Here is a 24,053-nt window from a genome sequence, read left to right as displayed (position 1 = left end):
CCGCCATTGTGCCTGCAGGACTCGACGAAGGGTACGGCACACGTGGCGTTGTTTTCATGCATGATCGTGGTGCGCCGGTTCGTTGACGGCCAGCCGGCCGCAGCAGCGGGTTTTCGTCACCGATGGCGGCTATTTTTGCGCCTGAACGGGCGATCGCGTTCGAGCGGGGGCGACGGGCAATCGCATGCGAACCCGGTTTGCAGGCATGCAGGAGGAAGACATGACATCCGATGAAGGCGTCCTGAATCCTGGCGACGCGCATACCGATTTACCACAGGCCGCGCTGGACACGATCGTACGCGGTGTGGAAAGCCTCCAGATTCCCGCCGACACGGACTGGCCCACGGCGCGGCTGTACCTCGCGGACAACGACGGCAAGTGGAAATTCTCCGCTGTCCTGATCGCGATCGTCGCGCGGTGCGAGCCGGCGATCCTGCTCACCAAACGCGCGTCGGGGCTCAGCGAATACTCGTCGCACGTGAGTTTTCCGGGCGGACGTCCAGCCGAATCCGACGCGAGCATCGGCGCGACCGCCCTGCGCGAGGCATTCGAGGAAATCGGCCTCGATCCCGCTGCGGTGCGCGTGATCGGCAGCCTGCCGATTCACAAGACCCGCAAGCGGAATCACGCGATCTTTCCGGTGGTCGGCATCGTGCCGGAAGCCGCCGCGTGGGCAGCCGCGCCGGCCGAAGTCGAGGAGATTTTCGAATTCCCGTTCTCCGCGCTGCTGAATCCGGATCTGCCGCGGCGATACGCGGACGGCGAACGGGCCGGCGGGTGGTACTGGGCGGACCAGCCGCAGGACATCTGGGGCGTGACTGCATTCATCCTGAAGTCGCTGGCCGGCCTGGCGCTCGACGCCGAGCGATGAACGCGCGTGTCGCGGCCACCTTCGGCGCCGCTCAATGCGACGACACGAACACCGCATCGTCGAACGCTTCGGGAATCGCGAAGCTCGCGCGCATGCGCTGCGTCTCCTTCGCCGGCGTCAAGCCGAACAGGCGCTTGAATTCGCGGCTGAACTGCGACGGGCTCGTGTAGCCGACCGCGTAGCCGGCCGCCTCCGCCGTCAGGTCCTGGCGCACCATCAATAATCGCGCCTGATGCAGGCGCGTCGACTTCAGGTACTGCATCGGCGACACCTGCGTGATCGCCTTGAAATGGCTGTGAAAGCTCGGCACGCTCATGCCGGCCGCGTCGGCCAGTTGCGACACGTCGAGCGGCCGCGCGTAGTCGGTGTGGATTACGCGCAATGCGCGCCCGATCCGGCCGAACTGCCCGCGCATCGCCAGTGCGCTGCGCATCGCATCGCCCTGCGCGCCGGTCAGCACGCGGAAATACAGCTCGCGAAGCAGCGCCGGGCCGAGCACCGCGGCGTCGAGCGGCCGCTGCATCGCCTCGACGAAACGCAGCACCGACGCGTGCATCGCTTCATCCATCGGCGTCGACATCATGCTCTTCGGCGCCTGCACGGGTTGTGCGAGGCCGGCGCGATCGATCTGCGCGGCGAGTTCGGCCGCCAGCGTGAAATCGAGGTGCAGGTACAGCGCGAGCAGCGGGCGCGCGGGCGTGGCGTCGGTTTCCATGCTGAACGGGACGGGTACGGAGACGGCCAGGTAATGGTGCTCGTCGTACAGATAGCGCTCGCCGCCGAAGTAGCCGCGCTTCGATCCCTGGCACACGATCACGATGCCCGGGTCGTACAGCACCGGCGTGCGCGACAGCGCGCGGTTCGAGCGCAGGATGCGCACGCTCGGCAGCGCCGTCAGGTTGTAGCCTTCGTCGGGCGCGAGCGCGTGCAGCAGCGTCACCAGGCGCTTCCGGTCGCGCGGGGACAGCGCCGGAGATCGGGCGGAGATGGGCGAGGTGCTCATATTTTTATGCAAGAAAATCAGCGGAATCGGGCTTATTCGGCGCAGTGCGTCAGACTAGTATGCATGCTTCGATCGACATTCGGGAGAAGCTCACATGGCATCCGGCAACATCATGCTCATTACCGGCGTCAGCAGCGGTTTCGGTCGCGCGCTCGCGCGGGAGGCGCTGGCCGCCGGCCACACGGTGGTCGGTACGGTGCGCAGCGCGCAGGCGGCGCGCGATTTCGAGGCGCTGTCCGCGCAGGCGGCCGTCGCGCGCGTGCTCGATGTGACCGACTTCGACCGCATCGACGGCGTCGTCGCGGACATCGAGGCGAACGTCGGGCCCATCGACGCGCTGGTGAACAACGCGGGTTACGGGCACGAAGGGATCATGGAGGAGGCGCCGCTCGACGAGATGCGCCGGCAGTTCGACGTGAACGTGTTCGGCGCGGTCGCGATGATGAAGGCCGTCGTGCCGTTCATGCGCGAGCGCCGGCGCGGCCGCATCCTGAACATCACGTCGATGGGCGGGCACATCACGATGCCGGGCATCGCGTACTACTGCGGCAGCAAGTTCGCGCTGGAAGGCATTTCCGAAACCCTCGGCAAGGAGCTCGAGCCGTTCGGCATCGCGGTGACGGCCGTGGCGCCGGGTTCGTTCCGCACCGACTGGGCCGGCCGCTCGATGGTGCGCACGCCGCGCTCGATTGCCGACTACGATGCGCTGTTCGATCCGATCCGCCGCGCGCGCGAGGAGAAAAGCGGCAAGCAGCCGGGCGACCCCGCGAAGGCCGCGCGGGCGATGCTCGCCGTGATCGCGGCGGACCGTCCGCCCGCGCATCTGCTGCTCGGCAGCGATGCGCTGCGGCTCGTGCGGAGCAAACTGTCGGCGCTGGACGACGAAATCCGCGCGTGGGAAGCCGTGACGGTGTCGACGGACGGCTGACGCGCGCGGCATCGTTCATTTCCTGCCGGTGGATGATCGGCCGTCGCTGCGCGCGATGGCGTCGAGGTTTCACAATAATGGCCGATAATGGCAACCGGCCCGCTCGCCACGTTCATCCACCTCACCGGAGCATCGCGATGCCATACGTCACCACGAAGGACAACGTCGATATTTTCTACAAGGATTGGGGTCCGAAAGATGCACAGCCCGTCATGTTCCACCACGGCTGGCCGCTGTCCAGCGACGACTGGGATGCGCAGCTGCTGTTCTTCGTCCAGAACGGCTATCGCGTGATCGCGCACGACCGGCGCGGCCATGGCCGCTCGGCGCAGGTCTGGGATGGTCACGACATGGATCATTACGCGGCGGATGCGTTCGCGGTGGTCGAAGCGCTCGACCTGCGCAATGCGGTGCATATCGGGCACTCGACGGGCGGCGGGGAAGTGGCGCGCTACGTCGCGAAGCACGGCGAGCCGGCCGGCCGCGTCGCGAAGGCGGTGCTGGTCAGCGCGGTGCCGCCGCTGATGCTCAAGACCGACTCGAACCCCGAGGGCTTGCCGCTCGACGTGTTCGACGGCTTCCGCAAAGCGCTCGCCGACAATCGCGCGCAGTTCTTCCTCGACGTGCCGAGCGGCCCGTTCTACGGGTTCAACCGCGAGGGCGCGACCGTGCACCAGGGCGTGATCCGCAACTGGTGGCGGCAGGGGATGGCAGGCAGCGCGAAGGCGCATTACGACGGCATCAAGGCGTTTTCGGAAACGGACCAGACCGACGACCTGAAGTCGATCTCCGTCCCGACGCTCGTGCTGCATGGCGAAGACGACCAGATCGTGCCGATCGCGGACTCCGCGCTGAAGTCGGTCAAGCTGCTGAAGAACGGCACGCTGAAGACCTATCCGGGCTATTCGCACGGGATGCTGACGGTCAACGCGGACGTGCTCAACGCCGACCTGCTCGCGTTCGTGCGGGCATGACGGTGTCGGCGCCAGCCCGCTGCGGCGGGCGGCGCCGCGATCGAAGGGAGGCGATCCGGCCGCGTGGGAAAGGGCGGATCGCCCGCCGGGTGCTTCACCCCAAATCGACGAAGCGCACGCCCGGATGCGCGAGGCGCGGCAGCCGGCTGCTCGGCAGCACGATCGCGAGCGCCGCGTAGCGCATCGTCGATCGGCGTGACGCTTCGTTTGCGCCGCGCTGGCGCCCGCTAGCCATTGCGCAGGAACACGACGTAGCCGCGGAACCACGGATTCGACGCGAGATACGGCGGCGCGTCCCACTCGCCGCCCTGGATCACGCCGATGCGAAACGGCAGTTGCAGCCGCGCGACGCGCGGCAGATAGGCCGCATAGTCGGGAATCGTGCTGCGGCCCTGGTAGGTCTGCACGACCACTTCGTCGACGATCCCCTTGAGCTGGTTGACCTGGTCGGTATCGATGCGGCTGCTCCAGTCGAGCAGCCCCGTGATGCTCAGCCGGCAATCGGCGGGCAAGGTCTCGCGCAGCGTGCGCAGGAACGCGAGGTAATCCTGCAGGTGGCGCGTACCGGCATCGAAGTCGATCTGGATGCCGGCGATCGTGCGGCCCGACGCACGCCAGCGTGCGAGCTGCGCGAGCATGATCTGCGTGACGCGCGGCGTCCAGCGCAGCGTATGCGCGCGATAGACGAGCCACACGCGCGCGTCGGGCGCGGGCGGCAGCGCGACGCCCTGCGCGATCACGCGCACCTGCGACTCGTCCCGCGGCGACGCCTCGATCTGACCTTGCAGCACGTAGACGGCGCGCGCGCCGCGCACGACCGCCTGCGGCTTCACGCCCGCCCACAGCCAGAACGCGTCGTACCGTGCGGCGTCGACGGTGCCGGCCAGCGCGCCGCGCGCGGCCAGCAGCAGCGCGATGCACGCGATGCGTTTCATGTGGCGCTTACCAGTAGTAGCGAAGCTTCCGCGCCCACGGGCTGCCCGCATAGGCGGTCTTCAGCGTGTCGAACCAGCGCTTGCGCGTGCTCTTCGACACTTCCTTGCCGCCGCACTCGTTGGAGCCGCTCGGCTCGTAGCACTTGATCGCGCGATAGAACGCGTACGCGCGGTCGTTCGGGTCCGCCTGCGTATCCGCCATCACCGTCACGTAGCTCGACATCCGCTCGTACGGCTTGCCCGCGAACTGCGACGGCGCGTCGCCGAGCGTCGGCGGCACGCGCGTGGTGGCCGTGCTCGACGCATTGCGGACCCACGACGGCACCGGATCGATTTCGAGGCCGGGCACCGGCGGATGAAGCCGCACGAAATCGGCCAGGCAGTTCAGTCCTTTCGGATCGGCGGGATTCTGCTGCAGCGTCGCGGCGATGTCGCGCGCCGAGGGGCACGTGTAGCCGTCTGCGTTTTTCGCACCGGCTGCGACGAACGGCTTCAACGGATCGGCGGGCGTGCCGGACACCAGCGCCGTGTCGGCGATGAAATCCGCGTAGTGCGAACGCGTGAGCTCCTTGTACAGCAGCGTGTACAGCGCGGTGTCGCGCAGCGCGCTGCCGGTCGCGCGATTCCGCGCCTGCGCGCGCAGCAGGTCGGCATTGGCCGCGCGCTGCAGCAGCACCGCGCGGATCGCGGCGTTCTGCACGGGTGAATCGTCGGCGAATGCGTCGTTGACGAGCCCGGCCTGCTCCAGGTTGATCGCGAGCGCGAGTTCCAGCATTTCGCGCTGGAAGCGGAATGCCGCGAGCGGGATCAGGTCGCGCCACAACTGGCGGGCCTTGTCGTTCTGGCCGCTATCCTCCAGCGCGAACCCGCGCAGCGCCTGCTGGCTCAGACCGAAGTAGTCGAGCGGCGCGGCGGGCGTTTGCGGCAGCAGGTCGAGGGCGGCATCCGGCTTGTGCCCGATCTGCACGTACCACGTTGCGAGCAGGTAGTCGTACAGCGCGGGCGCGTTCGCGAAGCGCGGCTTCTGCGCCTGCAACTCGTCGAGCGTCATCGGCTTGCGGCTCGGATCGCTGCTGTCCGACGCACGCATGCGCAGCAGGTCGACGGTGGCGAGCACGGTCGGCGACTGGATCTGGCTCGCGTCGAATGCCGAGCCGAACAGCAGCTTGCTGTCGAATTCGTTCGCCAGCTGCATCAGCGGCACGTTCGACGTCGCCGGCGACCAGCGCGCGAGCGCATGGCCGTACAGGTCGGCCTGCTGCGTGACGTTGCCGTCGAGCCACGCGACACGCCGCAACAGCCCGCTCGCGGACACCGCGTAGCGCCCCTTCGGATACACCTTCAGGTAGGTCCGGAACACCGTGTTCGCCGCGTCGAGCGACACCTTCGACACGCGCGCGCGCGTCGGCGTCGGGCTGTCGTTGTCGAATACGTTGGCCTGCGCCGCGTTCAACTGCGCGCGCCCGGCCATGTAGAGGCCGGTTTCCTTCAGCCACGGGTCCGCGCTGTGCGACGCGTTCGCGAAGGCGCGGGTCGCGGTGAGGAAGTCGGCGCGGTAGAACGCGTTCGTGCCGTCGAGGTACGCGGCGAACTGCTGGCCGAGCGGCGACTTGACCGGCGGCTTCGTCCACGCGGCGCTCGCGCCGCCCGCGGCACAGGTCTTCTGCGCGATGTCGGCGCGTGCCGCGCGCAGGCGCGCTGCTTCGTCGGCGGGCAGGCCGCCGGCGCCGGCCAGTGCGTCGTTGAACGCTTCCGCGCCCGCGCTCATGCTGCGGCAGATGCTGCCTTCGCCGTCCGCGTACCGGTTCGACGACGCACCTGCATCTGCTGCGCCGCCGGTCTGGTCGGGCTCCTTCTGGCCGATATAGATCCATCCGGAGAAATCCATCGGGAACGGCACGACGATCCGGTCGACCCGCTCTTTCGCCGGGATGGTCTTCGGGTCCGGAAACACCTGCGCGACCTTGCCGCTGTCGACCATCATCAGCATCGCGTTGATGCGCGTGTCGTTGGCGGGCGTCAGCATCGGCACGTTGCCGCATGAGTATGAAGTTTGCCGGAGCGTGTTCGGCACGTAGCAGCCATCGTCTCCACTGGCATGGGCGGCCGGCATCCAGAGCAGGCCGGCCGCCAGCGCGGCGAACAGGTTTCGGTGCAGCATCGGGTTTCTTCGCATTTTTCTTGTGTCGGGTAGGGGCCGCGACGGCCGGTTCTCTCAGGGGGCGCGGTCGGCCCCGGCGCGTATCGTACCTGACGAGGCGTGATGGCTCACGCGATGAATGCTGCCGTTCGAGGTGCTCGCCAACTGGGCCGGCCGTGCGTGAGCGTCGTACGGCGACCGCGCTCGCGCATCACGCGTACACGCTGGTGGCGATGCCTCCGTCGTCCATCTCGTCGAGCGCGGCCCGCAAGTCGTCGATGGCCACCATCAGCTCGCGGACCTGCCGCAACGACGGGTATTGATGCAGCACGGCTTGCCACTGCGGCAGGGTCAGCAGCGCGTGCCAGATGACGCCGAGGCCGTCCGGATCGGCATCCGGTTGCCGCGCGAGCGCGCTCGCGTATTCGAGGCTGGCCTGTGCCGACAGCAACTGCATCCGGCTCGTGGCGCCCAGCAGGCGCGGTGTCGCGTCCGCGGACGCGTCGCAGCAATACAGCACCTCGCGTGGCAGCGCCGTTTCGTCGGTCGTCAACGCGTGCAGCGATGCGCCATGCACGCGCACCGTGCCCTGGTGCGTCTCGAATGCATAGACCGTGTCGGGCGCTGCCTGCGCGAGCAGGTTCAGGCCGCGCAGCAGCCGCGGCAGGTCGGTGGTCGCGGCATCCGCGGATGCCTTCGCTTCGACGAGAAAGCGCACGTTCCACGCGAGCGCCGGGTCGCCGCCGCGCGCGCGTTCGAGCAGGATCGCATCCCATTCGGTTTTCGCGCGCTCGTGCCGGCCCGGGATCGACGACGGCACGCGCATCGACGTGACCACGCGGTAGGTGCGCTGCTCGTCCACCGCGTCGAGCCTGCGCGCCAGCGCGTCGAGCGCCTGCGCGGCCAGCGCTTCGACGGCCGCGCCGCGCTGCTGGGACGCCGCGCCTTGCGCGACGGCGGCCGTGCTGCCGACGAGCGGGCCTTGACGGACCCACAGCGCGCGGTAGCGACGCACGTCTTCTTCCGCGGCCAGCGCATCGAGTCGCAGCGTGCGTTCGAGCGCGGGGCTGTCCTTGAGTTTGACGATGTCCTGCTCGAATGCCGCATCGGTCGCCATCTCGGGCAGCGCGAGCAATTGCGCGAGTGCGGCACGCAGCTCGACCCACGCCGCCGAGGTCGCGGCCGCATGCAGGCGCGCGAGGCCGTCGCGTTGCCAGGCCTGCGCGCTGCGCTCGAGCTTGGCCGGGTGCGCGATCGCATTGACGGCCGCGTGGAGCGCGCGCCGGTCCTGCTCGGCGTGCGCGGACAACGACGCGTATTCGCGTACGTTCGGCGCATCGTGGCGCAGCACCGATGCCTGAAACGACGGATCGCCGGATGACGGATCCATCGCATCGCGGATCATCCGTGCGAGCGCATCGATGAAGCGCTGCCGCAGGTCCGCGCCGGGCGCGTGGCCGTCCGCCTGCATCCTGCGCGCTTCCTCGATCACGACCGCCAGCGCGGTGGCCGGGTTCGTCGCGTCGGTCAGCGACGACGCGCGGTCGAGCGGCGGCAGCCGATAACGGCGCGCGACGGTGCGCAGGGTGGCATCGAGCAGGGCGGGCAGCGGTGTCAGCGACATGGCGGATCGGGCGTGAAAGCGACGTGACCCGTCACGCGGTCAACGTCACCGACAGGCTGCCGAGCTCGCCGAAGCGGACCGTCAGCGCATCGCCGAGCGGCACCTCGATCGCACCCGCGTACGAGCCGGTCGTCACGATCTGGCCGGCGCGCACCGCATCGCCGCGCGACGCGAGGAAGTTGACGAGCCACACCAGCGGCTTCAGCGGATCGCCGTCCGGATGGAGGCCGTCGATCGTACGGTTCAGCGCGCCTTCGAACGACAGCGCCAGCGTCGCGAGCGGCGCGTTCAAGCCGTCGGGCACGGCCGGGCCGACGCACAGTCCCTGGTTGAATTGCCCGTCGGCCAGCAGCTCGAACTTCGACGCGCGCGCCGGCTTCGCATAGCGGCAGCCGAGTATCTCGAGCACGACGCGCACTTCCCGGATCGCCGCCCGCACGTCGCCTTCGGCGTACGGTTGCTCGCGCGCGGGCAGGTCGCGGTCGAGCACGAACGCGATTTCCGGTTCGATCCGCACGATCGGCCCGCCGACGACGCGGTACGGTGCATCGGCTTCGCGGATCGTCGACGCGAAGATCGGCGCGAGGATCACGCGATCGGGCGGCGGCAGCGCGCATTTCCATCCGCCGACGGGTTCGCCGAGCAGAACGGCCACGCGCTGCTGGATCGCGAGCGCGGTGTCGATGTCGTCGGGGCGCAGTGCATCGGGCAACAGCGGGCCGGGCGCGCCGGCATGGCGGGCGGCGACGAGATGCTGGGCGGCGCCGTCCACGCGTTCGGTAGTCGTTGTCATGTCGGTTGAGCGAGTCGAAAGTGGGGCCGGAAAAAAGGGCCGGACGAAAGTCGCACATCCGATGATAGCGCCTTCGGCGCGATGGCCGCTCGATAGCGCGTCGGCGCACGCATGGCCGGCCCGGTTCGCGGCCTGGCCGGCAACGCAAGCTTCTCCCTTCCCGTCGCGCCGTTTCGCCGCATGCGCGGTCGCCGCCGGACTTGATCGCCGTCAATATTCGAACCCGCCGTCGGCCGATGATGGAGACATGGCCGGGCGCGACGGCGCGCGCGGCAACTCACCCCAGCGAGGTTCGCATGTACGAGAAGATCATGGTGGCCGTCGACGGCAGCGCTTCGTCGAAGCGGGCGCTGGCCGAGGCCGTGAAGGTGGCGCTGGCGGGCGATACGCACGTCAGCGTCGTATACGTGGTCGACAAGTCGGCGCTGTTCACGTATGCCGGCCGTCTCGATCCGCACGCGCTCGTCGAGGAAATTCGCGACGACGGGCGCAAGGTGCTGCGCGAAGCCGAACGGATCGTCGCGCTGGCCGGCGCGAAAGGCGAAGCCGAACTCGTCGAGACCGAGAGCATCGGCGAGGACGTCGCGGAACGCCTGCAACGTTACGTGAAGGAGCGCGGGATCGATCTCGCGGTGGTCGGCACGCACGGGCGGCGCGGCATCCGGCGCGTGCTGCTCGGCAGCGTCGCCGAGCGTTTCGTGCGCGGCTCGAAGTGCCCGGTGCTGTTGATTCGTGGCGACGACGCCGACGAGCCGGCGGCCGCGGCCGCGGCATGACGCGGCGCGCACGATGATACGCCGCCAGTACCGGATCGTCGTCGCGGCGATCGCCGTGTTCGTGTCGCTCGCCGGCATGATGGCCGTCGTGACGGGCCTGCTGTTCGATGCGACGACGGCGCTGCGCGGCGGCGCCGTTGCGTTGATCGTCGGCGTGGCCGGCTTCGTCGTGATGCTGAACCCGGGGCCGAAAGACGAGGCGTGACCCGCATGGAGGAGGGGCGGCGCATGTCCGGCCTCGGTTTTGCGACGACCGGCGACAGCCGTTGCTCCGCCCCGGGTTCGCCCGATTCGAGGGCTTCACCGCGCTGTCGCCGTGGATTACGCAGTACCTGAAGAGCGAATACGGGATGTCGCTTGTGATGGCGTCCGCGTCCGCGACCGGCCTCTCGCTGCCGGGCTCCGTGTGGCGCACACCCGTCGTCACGGGCTGACGTTTTTCGACCGATCCGATGTGCTGGCGCGCTGCCCGCAGGGTTCGCGGCCGCGCACGCGCATCTTCCCGTTCGGGAGGGGGCGGGCGGCGTATCCGGCCGCGCGCGCTTCTGTCAAACTGGCGCCCATGAAACCGCGCCTCGCTTCACCGCTTTCCCCCGATTCCGCGCCTGCGCCCGCAGGTTTTCCCGACGCCGACGAACTGGCCGCACTGCGCGCGTGGTACGCGGGCATGACCGTGCGCCAGGCCGTCGAGCGCTACCTGCCCGACCGGCTCGGCGACGGACGGTCGGCGCGCGGCGTGATCGGCGCCATTCGCCGGCGCCTCGTGCGCGTCGCGCGGCAGGTGGGCCGTGCCGATCTCGCGGAACGGCTCGGTCATCCGGACGGTGAGCGTTTGCGGGAGGCGAAGGCGGCAACCGACGCGATCGGCCTGCTGCGTCATGCGCGCGCGCCGGTCCCGCAGATCGGCGACGACGTCGGCCTGTGGTTGCCGGCGCGCGCGGTCGCGGCGTTGCGTGCGCACGGGATCGCGACGCTCGCCGACCTGACCGTGCGGATTCCGCGCCGGCGTCAGTGGTGGCGTGCGATCGCGGGGCTCGGCATGGCCAGCGCGCGGCGCATCGAGGCGTTCTTCGCCGCGCATCCGGAGCTGACTGAACGCGCGCGTGCGCTGATCGCCGCGACGCCGCGCGGCAGCATCGTGCCGTGGGAGCAATTGAAGCTGCCGCACGAAGTCGACGGCTCGGCCGGCACGTTCCGCGCGCCGCGCGCGAGCAGCACGCTCGATGCGGACAACGATTACGCGGCCGTGCATGCGTGGCTATCGCTGCACGAATCGGCCGCGACGCGGCGTGCATACCGGAAGGAGGCCGAGCGGCTGATCCTGTGGGCGATCGTCGAGCGCGGCCGCGCGCTGTCGTCGCTGACGACCGAGGATGCGCTCGCGTATCGCGCGTTCATCCGGCGGCCGACGCCGCACGAACGCTGGGTCGGCCCCGTGCGGCCGCGCGGCGCGCCCGACTGGCGACCGTTTTCGGGCGCGTTGTCCGCGCGGTCCGCGGCGTACACGCTGTCGGTGCTCGGCGCGCTGTTCCGCTGGCTGATCGAGCAGCGCTACCTGCTCGCGAATCCGTTCGCCGGCGTGAAGGTGCGCGACACGCGCGGCGCGACCGCACTCGATACGTCGCACGCGTTTACCGAAGGCGAGTGGCTGCTGGTTCGCACGATCGCCGACGGGCTCGAATTCCGCAAGCGCACGGGCGACGCTGCGCCGCAGTCGGGCTGGACGCCGGCCGCCGCGCAACGGCTGCGCTTCATTCTCGATTTCGGCTATGCGACCGGGCTGCGCGCGAGCGAACTGGTCGGCGCGACGCTCGGCGACATCGGGACGGACGCGCATGGCGACGCGTGGCTGAAGGTGATCGGCAAGGGCCGCAAGGCCGCCCGCGTCGCGCTGCCGCCGCTGGCGCGCACGGCGCTCGATCGCTATCTGGTCGCGCGCCGGTTGCCGGTCACGCCGGTGCGCTGGCGGCCCGATACGCCGCTGATTCCGAGCCTCGCGGAAGACGACGCGGCCGCGATCACGAGCGTGCGGCTGTGGAAGGTGATGCAGCGTTTCTTCGTGCAGACGGCCGATAGCATCGAGGCCGACCACCCGGCGCTCGCGCACAAGCTGCGCCAGGCGAGCCCGCATTGGATGCGGCATACGCATGCGACGCACGCGCTGGCGCGCGGCGCGGAGCTGACGACGGTGCGCGACAACCTGCGGCATGCGTCGATCTCGACGACGTCGATCTATCTGCATGGCGACGACGTGAAGCGGGCGCGGCAGATGTCGAGTGCGTTCGGCGTGGACAAGTAGGCGAGTCGGAAGCTGCCGGCCGGCACCGCGCACACGACGGCAGCGGTCGATGCCTGGGCGCGTTTCGCGTCCGCGAATGAATGACGCACCGCAGCGTATCGGCAGACAAGGCGGAACGGTCCGGCGCGCACGACGGTCATAAACTTTTTCATCGGGAGCGGCGGATGGCATCGAGCCAGCGCACGGTCGATTTCATCGTCGAGCAGATCGCGGCGGCCGGTACGGTATCGGCGCGCAAGATGTTCGGCGAATACGGCATCTATTGCGACGGCAGGATGGTCGCGCTCGTCTGCGACGACCGGCTGTTCGTCAAGCCGACGCCCGAAGGCCGCGCGTATCTCGGCGCGTGCGACGAAGCCCCGCCGTATCCGGCCGCGAAGCCGCATCTCGTCATCGCCGGCGATCGCTGGGACGATCGCGAATGGCTGTCGACGCTGATCCGGATCACCGCCGCGCAATTGCCGCTGCCGGTGAAGCGCGGCCGATGACGATCGAGTCGGATGCCGCGCCGCGCAGCCGGCAGGCGTATTCTGTGACACATGCGCGCGACCATCGTGCGCCAGGGAGTACCAACATGGAGACATCCGGACCGTCGCGCGGCACGCGGCTGGCGCGCCGCGCCTGGCGCGCGCTCGTCGTGACCCTGTGCGTAGGCTGGAGCGCGCTGTCGTTCGGCGCGGAGGGCGCGAACGGCGCGGCCGCGCTGCTCGACCGCTACCGCAGCCTCGGCCCGCAACTGAAGGACAATGCGTTTCACCGGCCCCTGGTGCTTGAATCGTCGGAAGCGTCGTCGTCGCTGAAGGGCGACATCTATGCGGTCGTCGATTATCCGTTCGCGGTGGTGAACGGCCAGCTCAACGATCCCGCACGAGGCCCCGAGAACTGGTGCGCGGTGCTGATCCTGCACCTGAACACGAAGTACTGTCACGCATCGAGCGGCGCCAACGGCGCGGTGCTCGACGTGAACCTCGGCCGCAAGATCGAGCAAAAGCTGTCGGACACCTATCGCGTGCAGTTCCGCTACCGCGTGGCGGCCGCGACGCCCGATTATTTCCAGGTCGACCTGACCGCCGACAGCGGCCCGATGGGCACGAAGGATTACCGGATCGCGCTCGAGGCCGTGCCGGTCGGCGCGTCGCGCACGTTTCTGCACCTCACGTATTCGTATGGCTTCGGCACGGTCGGCCGGATGGCGATGAAGACCTATCTCGCGACCGTCGGCAGCGACAAGGTCGGGTTCACGACCGTCGGCGCCGCGTCGGCCGCGCAGCCGCGGTACGTCGGCGGCGTGCGCGGGCTGCTGGAGCGCAACACGATGCGCTACTACCTCGCGATCGACACGTATCTCGCGACGCTCGACAAGCCGCTCGATGCGCGCCTCGCGCGCTGGTTCGACGCGACCGAGCAGTACCCGCAGCAACTGCACGAAGTGGAGCGCGGCGCGTATCTGCAGATGAAAGCGCAGGAGGTGCAGCGGCAGCAGACGGCGAAGTAGGCGCCGCCCGCCGCTCAATCGAGCAACCCCGCGACGACGTCGACGATCCGCTGCAGCAGCGCTTCGTCGTAAGGCAGCCAAGGCACCGCGCGCAGTGGCGACGGCGGCGGGGCGGTCGTCGCATCGACGGGTTCGCCGTCGCGCGTCACGCGGCCCGTCGCGCAATGCACCGACCATGCGCCGACGCGCACATGACGTTCGTCGATCGTCATTCTTCCTTGCGCGAGCGCATCGGCGAACACGAGCGACAGCACGTGCTTGCGATGCCGCGCCATCACGCCCAGCGGTAGATCCGACAATCGGTTCAGGCGGTCCCGGCGTTCCGTCTCGATATCGCGCTGGCGGACCGGGTCCGTCGTGCGTGCGGCGACTGCCGCATGCGTCGCGTCGTCGTCGAGCGCGAACGCGGACACGCTCACGAGCAGGTCGACCGCACGCGCCACTTCGGAGAACACCACACGATCGATTTCGCCGATCGGCACCGGCAGCCACCGTGCGCCGTGTCGGCGTTCGAAGTGCAGCCGGCGCGACGTACCGTGGCTTTCCGAGCCGGGATAAAGCCGCGCATCGACGACGAAGGTCGCGCGCACGTCGCCGAATTCGCGGACGAGCGCGTCGTCGTACGCGCGGATCGACCAGCCTTCGCGGCGCGCGACGCCGAGCAGCGGCCGGCTCGACAGCACGTGGCCTTCGAACATTGCGGAATCGCTGGCCGATGCGTCGCCATCGCTCGCCACGTAGTACTCGCGGAACGCCTGCCTGACCGGTTGTCGCAGCGAACGGCCGACGAACGTACGCTGCCACGCGAGCCGCTCGTCCGCGTCGGCCAGCAACGGGTGCCATAGCCGGATCTCGCAGTCGTCGGCGATCTCGCACGCCTGGCCGGCCGCATCGCGCAGCACGACCTTGCCTTTGGCGATGTCGGGGATGAACGATTGCGTCGAACCGTCGCCGTTGTTTTGTGCCAGCCAGATCATCCGCGCCGAGAACGCGGCGCCGGCCGGCGCGTCGACGAGCCGCTCGCGCCATTCGGCGTGGCCGAGCGTCATCGGCTGCCAGAAGCCGGCCTCCATGCACGTGGCGAGCATCGCGAGCTGCTTCTTGTCGGGCTTCGCGTCGAGCGTCATCCGCAGCGCGGTGCGCGGCCGCTCGCCCAGTGCGCGTTCGGCCGGCTTCAGGTTGCGCGCGAGTTTCTTCTGCACGCCCGCGTGACGGACGACGGCCAGCGCGTCGCGCAGCGCGCGCACGCTCTCGGGTGTCGGGATCGTCTCGATCGCATGGCCGAGCGCGATGGCGAGCGATTGCGACGGCGCGGTTTTCGCGGCCGTCGGCGCGACGCATACGCCCGTCAGCAGCGGCCCGATCAGCGGCCGCAACCATGCCTCGTCGCGATAGGCGGCCACGCGCGCGGCGCGTGACAGAACTTGCGCGTCCTCGGTCGTGAACGCGCGATCGGCTTCGTAAGGCACGGTGCCGGCATGCAGCGCGGCGACCTGTCGCGCGGCTTCGGTCAGCGCGTCGCGCGCGAACGCGACGTACGCGGCCTCTTCCGCGAGCGTCACGGCCGGATCGCTGAGGTCGAGCCACAGCCGCTTCGGCGCGAAATAGCCGTCGTTCGTCGCAGCCAGTGCGAGCAGCGCGGCCGGGCCGAGTTCGGGCAACACGTCGAGTTCGCGCACGCGAAACGGCGAATCGGCCAGCGCCTGCGCATAGGCTTCGTGCCGTGCCGAGAAGTCGCGGCGGCCGGCGAACCGGTCGAGCGCATACGCGGCATAGGCGGATGCCGCGCGCAATCCACCTTCTTCCGGTTCGCCGGCGATCCGCGCGAGTTCGGCCTGCAGCGCGGCCGACGGCAGCGCGTCGAGACTCGGCAGATCCTCCAGCGCGCGTTTCCATCCGCCGGCCGGAATGGCGCGGAACAGTTCGAGCGCCGCGTCGGCATCGATGAGCGGCACGAGGCCGAGCGCGTCGATCTGCCGACGCAGCCAGCACGCGAATACAGCACGCGGATCGTCGAACGCTTGGTCGCGCACGAGGAGCTCGTGCTCGACGCGCCGGAAAGCCGGCCACACGGCGCCGAGCGCAGGCGCGTCGAGCGTCGACAGGTCGATCGGCTCGTCGACGGAGCCCGAGGGGGCGGTCGGGTCGGTCAGGCGCGCGACCAGCAGTGCAACGAGGGCGTGGTCAGTCATGCACGCGCTCCCGGCCGGCTGCGGCGTTCCGGCACGATTTCTTCCATACCGGTCGCGCGACGCGTATCGCGCCGCCGAAGCGGGCTACGTGTTCGATCGTGTACTGCATGGTCTCGCTCTCGCAGTGAAAAACCCGGTGGGGCGCACAGTATCGCACCCTGATTGATCCGATCGCGCGGAGGCCCATGCGCCGGCCCTCCCGGGCCGGTTCGGCCGCTCCGAGCCGGCCGACCGACCGTCCGGCCATTTCATAAGACGTACAGTTTTCCCGCGATACGCGACTCGCGCCGAACTGTACTCTTGTCCGCGCGTTCGATGTGTGTACTCGCCGCCAACTGTTCTTCTCTTAAGATTCGCTAATCAAGTGCACAGTGCCGCGGATCCAGCTGGTTCGGAACCCTGCCGGCGCATCTTCAAGAGAGAGCCAGTGCGATGGAAAAGGCAAAACCGGAGGGAAAGATCAGGAATCACGACGGCCCGGTCGGCGGGCAAAACGCGTGCGTGTCGGATGCACATGGCGTGGCGGCGCGGCTGCGCCCGCCCGCGGGAGACGCACGATGAAACTCTATGAAAAACTCGCGGACGACATCGAGCGCCTGATTCGCCAGGGCGTGTACCGGCACGGCGACCGGATTCCGTCGGTGCGGCAGGCGAGCCAGCAGCACCGGATCAGCATCACGACCGTGCTGCATGCGTATCTGTTGCTGGAAAGCCGCGGGCTGCTCGAAAGCCGGCCGCAGTCGGGCTATTTCGTGAACCTGCGTCGCGACGACGGTCACGCGCCGGTGCGCGAGCTGAGGCCGTCGAAGCCGATCGCGATCTCGTCGTCGGTCGACGTGAGCCGGCTCGTACTGTCGACGCTGCGCTCGATCGGCACGGACGACGCGGTGCCGCTCGGTTCGCCGTATCCGGACCCGAGCCCGTTTCCGTTCGAGAAGCTCAATCGCTACGCATACGCGGCGGGCCGCGACAAATCGCTGTGGGGCGTGACCGACGGGTTGCCGCCGGGCCACCCGCGGCTGATCCGGCAGATCGCGCGCCGCTACCTGGAAAACGGGATGTCGGTGGATCCGAACGAGATCATCGTGACGGTCGGCGCGACGGAGGCGATCAACCTGTGCCTGCAGGCGGTCGCGAAGCCGGGCGACACGATAGCGGTGGAGTCGCCGACGTTCTACGCGATGCTGCATGCGATCGAGCGGATGGGGATGAAGGCGATCGAGGTCGCCACGCATCCGGAATACGGAATCGACATCGCGGCGCTGGCTGCGATCGCGAAGTCGCAGCCGATCGCCGCGTGCATGGTGATGCCGAACTTCCAGAACCCGCTGGGCTTCCAGATGCCGGACGAGCGCAAGCGCGAACTGGTTGAGTTTGCAACGAAAGCCGGGATGCCGATCATCGAGAACGGCGTGTACAACGAACTGTATTTCGGCGACACGCATCCGAGCTCGCTGAAGTCGTACGACCGTAGCGGGATCGTGCTGCATTGTTCGTCGTTCTCGAAGAGCCTGACGGCCGCGTACCGGATCGGCTGGGCGCTGCCGGGCCGCTATCGCGAACAGGTCGAGAAACTGAAGTTCCTGAATACGCTCGCGACGCCGTCGTTGCCGCAACTGGCGATCGCGGAGTTTCTGGAACGGGACGGCTACGAGCATCACCTGCGGCGCTTGCGCAAGGCGTATGCGCAGCAGGCGAACCTGATGCGCGCGATGGTGTCGCGGTTCTTTCCGGAAGGCACGCGCATGTCGAGCCCGGCAGGCGGTTACGTGCTGTGGGTCGAGTTGCCCGCGCAGGTCGACGCGATGCGGTTGTATCAGCTCGCGCTGGAGCAGGGGATCACGATCGGGCCGGGCTACATGTTCTCGATCACCGACAACTACCGGAACTTCATCCGCCTGAACTACAGCAGCCCGTGGTCGCCGGAGATCGAGCAGGCGGTGATTGCGGTCGGGAAGTTGGCTGCGGCGTGCATGCGGTGAACGGGCGGACGACGTGGATCGCGGGCGTCGGGACACGCCGCGTGCGATTCATGTCGTTCAACCCCAACCGGCTGCCGAAAACGACCGTGCGGCCGATCGCAGCCAACTGCAGAAGGCGTCGATTGGCGGCCGCGCGGTGGCCGCACGTGTCGTCAGCAGGTGGTAGCTGTAGGGCCCCCGCACCGGGTTGCCCGGCGCAATGGCCAACAGCCCCTGCCTGACCGCATCGGCGGCGAGGACGTCCGACGCCACGGCCACGCCCTGGCCCGCGATCGCGGCATCGAGCGTCAGATAGGTATGCGAAAAGCTCGGCCCCTGTCGCAAACGCGCCGTGCTCGCGTGCACGTCCTGCATCCGGCACCAGCGCACCCAGTCCACCTGCTCCGGAATGCGGGCCTCGTATTCGTCGTGCAGCAGGGTTGCACGCAGCACGTCGTCCACGGTGCGCAACGGCTTGCATAGCGACGGTTGGCCGACCGCGAGGAACGTCTCCGACATCAGCGTATCCGCGACGAGCCCCGGATAGGGGCCCAGACCCAGGCGGATCGCCACGTCCACGCGCTCGCGGCTGAAGTCGACGGCGGGTACCGAAGCCAGCAGGCGCACCTCGATATCGGGATGCAGTCGCCGGAACTCGCCCAGGCGCGGCATCAGCCAACGCGTGACGAACGACGGCATCGCGGTGACCGTGACCTCCGGCGAATCCGCGGCTTGCCGGATGCCGAGCGACGCGCGCTCGAGCTCGTCCATCAAGCGCTCGATTTCGACGAAGTACCGCCGTCCGATCTCCGTCAACTGGACGGACCGGGCGCCACGCATGAACAGCGGCGTGCCCAGCCACTCCTCCAGCAGCCGCACCTGATGTCCCACTGCACCGGAAGTGACGCATAGCTCGTCACCCGCACGGGCGAAGCCGCCATGGCGCGCAGCGGCCTCGAATGCGCGCACGGAGAGCAGGGGCGGAAGTTGTCGTGGCATGACTCAATCAAATTGCGGCTCAGTGTGGAAACGTTTGATTTGTTGCGCGGGAAATGCGTGCTTAATCTGGAAGCCTTCTGTCACGAGGCTCAGAAATAGTGGGCCATGCCATTTCCGGAGTCAACATGGATCTCAGCATTCACGGCGAGTCGAATCCCGCGCTCGCGTCGTCGTTTCGAAAGGTGCTCGTGCCCTGGGCGGTCCAGGGCGGGCTCAATCCGCCGGTCATCACGCATGCGCACGGATGCTACTTCTACGATACGAACGGCAAGCGTTACCTGGACCTCACCAGCGGCTATGTCGCGGTGTCGTTGGGTCATGGCCATCCGAAGGTGGTGCAGGCGATCCAGGCGCAGGCCGCGCGCATGTGCTCGGTCGCGCCCAGCTACTTCAACGACGTGCGCGCCGAATATGCGGAACTTCTGAACAGCGTTTCGCCGTGGCCGGAGGGGCTGCGCGTGCACTTCACCAGCGGCGGCGCCGAAGCGAACGACGACGCGGTGAAGATCGCGCGGCTGGTGACACGCCGGCCCAAGGTGCTGACCGCCTATCGGTCGTATCACGGCGGCACCCTCGGCGCGAGCGCGATGACAGGCGTGGACCGCTGGCGCGATCCGTTCCCGGCGCTGCCGGGCATGGTGAAATTTTTTGCGCCGTACCCGTACCGCAGCCCGTTCCATACGTCGGAGCCGGCCGAGGAGACCCGCCGCGCCCTCGATCATCTGGCACGCATCCTTTCGCATGAAGGCGCGCAAAACGTGGCCGCGATCCTGATGGAGCCGATGACCGGATCCAGCGGTGTCGTCGTCTACCCGCCGGGCTATCTCGAAGGCGTTCGCGACCTGTGCGACCGGCACGGCATCCTGCTGATCTTCGACGAGATCATGACGGGCTTCGGGCGCACGGGGGCATCGTTCTGCGCCGAGCGCGTCGGCGTATTGCCGGACCTGATTTCGTTCGCCAAGGGGGCCAGCGCTTCGTACACGCCGCTCGGCGGTGTCCTGGTGCGCGAGCGCGTGGCCCGCCACTTCGATACGGAACTCTTCGACGTGGGCCACACGCATGCGGGCCACGTGCTGGCCGTCGCCGGCGGCCTCGCGGCGCTGAAGGTCTATCTTGAGGAGGGCTTGTTCGAGCGGGCGCGCGAGATCGAGGGCTGGCTGCGCGACGGTCTCGGCGAGCTGGCTGAGCGTCATCCGTCGGTCGGCGACGTGCGGGGCATGGGCGCCCAGTTCGGCATCGAGCTGGTGCGCGATCGCGAAACCCGGGAGCCGTTCGTCGAATGGCACCACCCGGCGGGAGCGGCGCCGATGCGCGCGTTCTATGGTGAGTTGCTGAAGCGTGGCGTCCACGCGTACGGGCGCTACAACGTGGTGATCGTGACGCCGCCGTTCGTCATCTCGCGCACGGAACTGGACGAGGGGCTCGACGCGCTCGATGCGGCGCTGACGGTGTTGGAGACTGCGCGATGACCTGCGAGGACATTCCGTATCGCGAAGCGGATGGCGTGGCGACGCGGGGTGCCGCGTGGTGAGGCATGAAGGATCGACATCGAAGCCGGCGTCGCGCGACGTGACTTCATCCCCCCGTCACCGGCGGAAAGAACGCGACCTCGCTGTCCTCCCGTACGACGAATTCCCCGGTCACCATTTCGAGGTTCACGGCCGCGCGCACGGGGCGGTCCATCCGAAGCGCGTCGGCGCTGCGCGCGTCGCGCGCGGCCAGCGTGCCGCGCAGCGCGTCGACGGTGAGTTCGCGCGCATCGATCTCGACGGTTTCCTCGTCGAGATCGAGTCGTTCGCGAATGCTTGCGAAATATTTGATCGTCAGTTTCATTGCGATGTCTCTATCAGGAGCGGCGGAATCGGAAAACGCGAAGCGAACGCGATCAGCCCCAGCGCCGCATCGCCTGGTCGTCGTGCGCCTTCGCCTCGACCCAGCCGGATTCGCCGTCGTGCCGGATCTCCTTCTTCCAGAACGGCGCATGGGTCTTCAGGAAGTCCATCAGGAATTCGCACGCATCGAACGCGGATGCGCGATGCGCGGCGGCGACCACGACGAGCACGACGGGCTGGCCGAGCGGAATGCGGCCGACGCGGTGCACGATCCTGACCGCTTCGAGCCGCCAGCGCGCAGTCGCTTCCTCGACGATGCTCCACAGTGCCTGTTCTGTCATCGTCGGGTAGTGCTCGACTTCCAGTGCGACGACGTCGTCGACGTCGCCTTCCTTGCGCACGACCCCAAGAAAATTCACGACCGCACCGACATTCGGATTGCGAACGATCGGCGCAAGCTCCGCGCCCGCGTCGATCGGCGCATGCTGCACGCGCACTTCGAATCCGGCGGCAATGGCGGGCGCCGATTCGGGATGCGGCGCGGCTGCATCGACGGGCGGCGCGCTGCCGGCACGCAGCGGATCGTCCAGCAGCCCGGCGCGGGATTCGGTGAAGGTCGTCATGACAGGTTCTCCAGTGGGCGGCGCATCCTGTGTCGCGCGGCGGCCCGTCAGCCGCCGACGAGCGACATGCGCACGGTCGGATAGGTCTTGCCCGGCGCGCGGGCCGGCCGTGCGGCCCGGCGCTCGGAATAGCGGTCGTCGCGCTGCGTCCAGCATGTGCGCACGGCGGCGGCGAGATCGCCGGCCGACACCGCATTGCCGAGCCACGGTCGCAGGTCGGTGCCTTGCATTGCGAACAGGCACGTATACAACTGGCCGTCGGCCGACACGCGGGCGCGCGAGCAGGTACCGCAAAACGGATGCGACACGCTCGCGATGAAGCCGACTTCGCCTGCGCCGTCGATGTGCGCGCAACGGATCGCGGTGGCGTCGTGCCCCGGTTCGCCGACCAGCACGAGCGGGTAGTGTGCGTCGATCAGCTCGCGCATCCGCGCGGCCGGCACGACTTTGTCGCCGGACCAGAAGCTTGCGCCGCCGACATCCATGTATTCGATGAAACGCACGGCCACGCCCGTGTGCCGGAAGTGCCGCACGAGCGGCAGGATCTGGTCGTCGTTGACGCCGCGCTCGATCACCGCGTTGACCTTCACAGGCGCGAGCCCGGCTGCATGCGCGGCCTCGATGCCGGCCAGCACGCGCGACACCGGCACGTCGGCGTCGCTCATCCGGCGGAACACCGCATCGTCGAGCGCATCGAGGCTCACGGTCACGCGCGACAGACCCGCATCGCGCAACGCGCGTGCCTTCGCGGCGAGCAGCGAGCCGTTGGTCGTCAGCGCGATTTCGACGGGCTTGCCGTCGACGGTCGTCAGCGCGGCAAGCCGTTCGATCAGCGCTTCGAGATGGCGGCGCAGCAGCGGCTCGCCGCCCGTGATGCGGATCTTCTCGACGCCGAGCGACGTGAAGGCGCGCGCGATCTTTTCCAGTTGCGCGAACGACAATCGTTCGGACGACGGCATGAAAGCGTAGTCCGCGCCGAAACTTTCGCGCGGCATGCAGTAGCCGCAGCGGAAATTGCACTGGTCGATGACGGACAGGCGCAGGTCGCGCAACGGACGGCCGAGCGTGTCGGACGGCCGGGAGAAAGCGCCGGGCGATGCGCCGCCGGACGAAGCGGCGGCGGCCGGCGCGGCGGAAACGATGGCATTCACGATCGGGTCGTCGGCCTGCATGAAGTAAGCGGAGAGGCATCGCCACCCGGCCGTGCGGGTGCCGACGTGTCGGCGCACAGGTCGTGACGAGCCTCATCGTGAGCATAGTCCGGCGGATTTTTCCGGCAGAGACACAATCGTGCCCGAATTGCAGGAATACAGTTCGCCGCGCGGGACGCGCGACAGGCGCGGCGAATGGCGCGAATGCGTTGCGCCGGGCGGGTAGTCGGCGTCGTGCTCATGCGAGCCAGTGCGCGAATTCGTAGTACGGAACCGCGTCGCCGCGCGCGACGGTGCGCCCGGCCGGCAGCCGCGCGAGCCCGCTGGCCAGCACGAGCGACTGCAGCGTGCCGGCGCCTTGCTGGCGCAACGTATCGAGTACGGGCGCGCCATCGGCACCCACCGTACGGCGCACGCGCACGAAGCGCTCGCGCTGCGCATCCGGCTCGAAACCGGTGTCGATCGGCAGCGACGGCACGATCGGCAGGCACGCGTCGCGCCCCTGCAGGCGGCGGATCAGCGGCGCGACGAACAGCGCGAACGTCGTCATCGCGGCGCCCGGATTGCCGGGCAGCAGCACCACCGGCCGCGTATCGAACCGCGCGAGCGCGACCGGCTTGCCGGGCTTCATGCGCACGCCGGCGACGATGAACGACGCGCCGAGCGCGGCCAGCGCGGGGCGCAGCAGGTCCTTGTCGCCGACCGACGCGCCGCCGACGCAGATCACGAGGTCGCAGTGCGCGTGCAGGTCGCGCAGTGCCCGATCGACGGCGGCCGCCGTATCGGCCGAATGCATGCACATCGCGACGTCGGCGCCGGTGCTCGCGACCAGCGCAGCGAGCATTGGTGCGTTGCTGTTGTAGATCTGCTGTGGCGCACGCGACTGGCCGCATGCGACCAGTTCATCGCCGGTCGTCAGGATGCCGACGCGCAGTGCCGCGCGGACGTCGATCCGTGCCAACCCTTGCGCGGCGGCCACGCCGACGTGCATCGCGCCCATCCGCACGCCGGCCGGCACGAGCCGATCGCCGGCGCGCACTTCCTCGCCGCGGCGGCGGATGTGCGACCCGCTGCGTTGGGGCGCGTCGAACGTGACGCCGCCGTCCCGTTCGTGCGCATGCTCCTGCATCACGACGGTGTCGGCGCCGGGCGGAATCAGGCTGCCGGTGAAGATGCGTGCGGCCGTGCGTGGCGCCAGCGGCGCCGGCATGTCGCCGGCATAGCAGCGCTGCGCGACGCGCAGCGGCTCGCCGTGTGCGAGGTCGGCGTACCGCACGGCGTAGCCGTCCATCGCGCTCTGGTCGGCCGGCGGCTGGTCGAGCACCGCGGTCAGCGGCGCGGCCAGCACATGGCCGGCCGCTTGCGCGACGGGCACGGACGCGGCGGCCTCGAGCGGCGCGAATGCGCCGGCGAATTGCTGCTGCGCGGCATCGAAATCGAACAGGTGTTTCAGT

The 24,053-nt window shown here is 68.8% G+C and carries 21 protein-coding genes and 1 pseudogene; 11 read left to right on the top strand and 11 right to left on the bottom strand.

Translation table 11 applies throughout. The features are described 5' to 3' along the window. The first annotated feature begins 220 nt into the window (after positions 1–220). Complete coding sequence (locus WS61_RS20765; RefSeq protein ID WP_257127310.1) at positions 221–871, top strand: CoA pyrophosphatase; 651 nt, start codon at positions 221–223, stop codon at positions 869–871. Between the two features lie 31 nt (positions 872–902). On the opposite strand, the gene WS61_RS20760 is transcribed toward WS61_RS20765, so the two are convergent. Further along, positions 903–1,874, bottom strand: a complete 972-nt coding sequence (locus WS61_RS20760) for an AraC family transcriptional regulator (RefSeq protein ID WP_059502984.1) — start codon at positions 1,872–1,874, stop codon at positions 903–905. Positions 1,875–1,968: 94 nt separating this feature from the next. Here WS61_RS20760 and WS61_RS20755 point away from each other — a divergent pair, with 94 nt between their 5' ends. Together WS61_RS20755 and WS61_RS20750 are read left to right on the top strand one after the other, a co-directional pair. Further along, a complete protein-coding gene (locus tag WS61_RS20755; RefSeq protein ID WP_059502982.1) occupies positions 1,969–2,802 on the top strand; it encodes an oxidoreductase in 834 nt (277 codons plus the stop codon). A gap of 137 nt (positions 2,803–2,939) precedes the next feature. Beyond that, positions 2,940–3,776 (top strand): alpha/beta fold hydrolase, encoded by an 837-nt coding sequence (locus WS61_RS20750; RefSeq protein ID WP_059502980.1) that lies wholly within the window; start codon positions 2,940–2,942, stop codon positions 3,774–3,776. Between the two features lie 227 nt (positions 3,777–4,003). Here WS61_RS20750 and WS61_RS20745 read toward each other — a convergent pair whose 3' ends face one another. The 4 genes from WS61_RS20745 to WS61_RS20730 form a co-directional block, all read right to left on the bottom strand. Further along, positions 4,004–4,711, bottom strand: coding sequence for a DUF3142 domain-containing protein (locus WS61_RS20745; protein WP_059502978.1), 708 nt, complete (start codon positions 4,709–4,711; stop codon positions 4,004–4,006). Positions 4,712–4,718: 7 nt separating this feature from the next. After that, entirely contained in the window at positions 4,719–6,887 is a 2,169-nt protein-coding gene (locus WS61_RS20740) for a hypothetical protein (protein WP_059502977.1), read from the bottom strand. A gap of 175 nt (positions 6,888–7,062) precedes the next feature. Continuing rightward, positions 7,063–8,475, bottom strand: a complete 1,413-nt coding sequence (locus WS61_RS20735; RefSeq protein WP_059502974.1) for a hypothetical protein — start codon at positions 8,473–8,475, stop codon at positions 7,063–7,065. 31 nt (positions 8,476–8,506) lie between these two features. Next, positions 8,507–9,268: a 2-keto-4-pentenoate hydratase gene (locus WS61_RS20730; RefSeq protein WP_059502972.1), complete on the bottom strand. Its 762-nt coding sequence runs from the start codon at positions 9,266–9,268 to the stop codon at positions 8,507–8,509. A gap of 296 nt (positions 9,269–9,564) precedes the next feature. On the opposite strand from WS61_RS20730, the gene WS61_RS20725 reads away from it, so the two are divergent. The 6 genes and pseudogenes from WS61_RS20725 (at position 9,565) to WS61_RS20705 (ending at position 13,838) form a co-directional block, all read left to right on the top strand. Continuing rightward, positions 9,565–10,044, top strand: a complete 480-nt coding sequence (locus tag WS61_RS20725; protein ID WP_059502970.1) for a universal stress protein — start codon at positions 9,565–9,567, stop codon at positions 10,042–10,044. Between the two features lie 13 nt (positions 10,045–10,057). Then, a complete protein-coding gene (locus tag WS61_RS20720; RefSeq protein ID WP_059503043.1) occupies positions 10,058–10,249 on the top strand; it encodes a DUF2964 family protein in 192 nt (63 codons plus the stop codon). Between the two features lie 85 nt (positions 10,250–10,334). Further along, positions 10,335–10,457: pseudogene (locus tag WS61_RS33900) on the top strand (MFS transporter); the annotation flags it as partial. Between the two features lie 149 nt (positions 10,458–10,606). Further along, complete coding sequence (locus tag WS61_RS20715) at positions 10,607–12,343, top strand: site-specific integrase (protein ID WP_059502968.1); 1,737 nt, start codon at positions 10,607–10,609, stop codon at positions 12,341–12,343. Positions 12,344–12,507: 164 nt separating this feature from the next. Next, positions 12,508–12,831, top strand: coding sequence for a TfoX/Sxy family protein (locus tag WS61_RS20710; protein WP_059502966.1), 324 nt, complete (start codon positions 12,508–12,510; stop codon positions 12,829–12,831). 86 nt (positions 12,832–12,917) lie between these two features. Beyond that, entirely contained in the window at positions 12,918–13,838 is a 921-nt protein-coding gene (locus WS61_RS20705) for a hypothetical protein (RefSeq protein WP_059503041.1), read from the top strand. Positions 13,839–13,852: 14 nt separating this feature from the next. Here WS61_RS20705 and WS61_RS20700 read toward each other — a convergent pair whose 3' ends face one another. Next, positions 13,853–16,030, bottom strand: a complete 2,178-nt coding sequence (locus tag WS61_RS20700) for a DUF4132 domain-containing protein (protein ID WP_059502964.1) — start codon at positions 16,028–16,030, stop codon at positions 13,853–13,855. 557 nt (positions 16,031–16,587) lie between these two features. On the opposite strand from WS61_RS20700, the gene WS61_RS20690 reads away from it, so the two are divergent. Next, positions 16,588–18,012, top strand: a complete 1,425-nt coding sequence (locus tag WS61_RS20690; protein ID WP_059502962.1) for a PLP-dependent aminotransferase family protein — start codon at positions 16,588–16,590, stop codon at positions 18,010–18,012. Between the two features lie 57 nt (positions 18,013–18,069). Here WS61_RS20690 and gcvA read toward each other — a convergent pair whose 3' ends face one another. Continuing rightward, positions 18,070–18,990 carry a transcriptional regulator GcvA gene (gene gcvA / locus WS61_RS20685; protein WP_059502961.1) on the bottom strand — a complete coding sequence of 307 codons (921 nt, stop codon included), beginning with the start codon at positions 18,988–18,990 and terminating at the stop codon, positions 18,070–18,072. A 125-nt stretch (positions 18,991–19,115) separates the two neighbouring features. Between gcvA and WS61_RS20680 the strand changes: the two genes are divergently transcribed. Beyond that, positions 19,116–20,462, top strand: a complete 1,347-nt coding sequence (locus tag WS61_RS20680; protein WP_059502960.1) for an aminotransferase class III-fold pyridoxal phosphate-dependent enzyme — start codon at positions 19,116–19,118, stop codon at positions 20,460–20,462. A 106-nt stretch (positions 20,463–20,568) separates the two neighbouring features. Here the strand turns inward: WS61_RS20680 and moaD are convergent, their stop codons facing one another. The 4 genes from moaD to glp form a co-directional block, all read right to left on the bottom strand. Next, entirely contained in the window at positions 20,569–20,826 is a 258-nt protein-coding gene (moaD, locus tag WS61_RS20675) for a molybdopterin converting factor subunit 1 (RefSeq protein ID WP_059502959.1), read from the bottom strand. Between the two features lie 52 nt (positions 20,827–20,878). Beyond that, on the bottom strand, positions 20,879–21,448 hold the full coding sequence (locus WS61_RS20670; RefSeq protein WP_059502958.1) for a molybdenum cofactor biosynthesis protein MoaE: 570 nt from the start codon (positions 21,446–21,448) through the stop codon (positions 20,879–20,881). Between the two features lie 47 nt (positions 21,449–21,495). After that, the gene (gene moaA / locus WS61_RS20665; RefSeq protein ID WP_059502957.1) at positions 21,496–22,620 is read right to left on the bottom strand and encodes a GTP 3',8-cyclase MoaA; all 1,125 of its coding nucleotides are present in this window, start codon (positions 22,618–22,620) and stop codon (positions 21,496–21,498) included. A 217-nt stretch (positions 22,621–22,837) separates the two neighbouring features. Beyond that, on the bottom strand, positions 22,838–24,052 hold the full coding sequence (gene glp / locus WS61_RS20660) for a gephyrin-like molybdotransferase Glp (protein WP_095211791.1): 1,215 nt from the start codon (positions 24,050–24,052) through the stop codon (positions 22,838–22,840). Between the last annotated feature and the right edge of the window lies 1 nt (position 24,053).

Origin of the sequence: Burkholderia sp. ABCPW 11, assembly GCF_001523445.1 — a bacterium.
Lineage (GTDB): Bacteria > Pseudomonadota > Gammaproteobacteria > Burkholderiales > Burkholderiaceae > Burkholderia.
The sequence above is the reverse complement of the archived record's forward strand: the minus strand, read 5'-3'. Positions and strand labels throughout refer to the sequence as shown.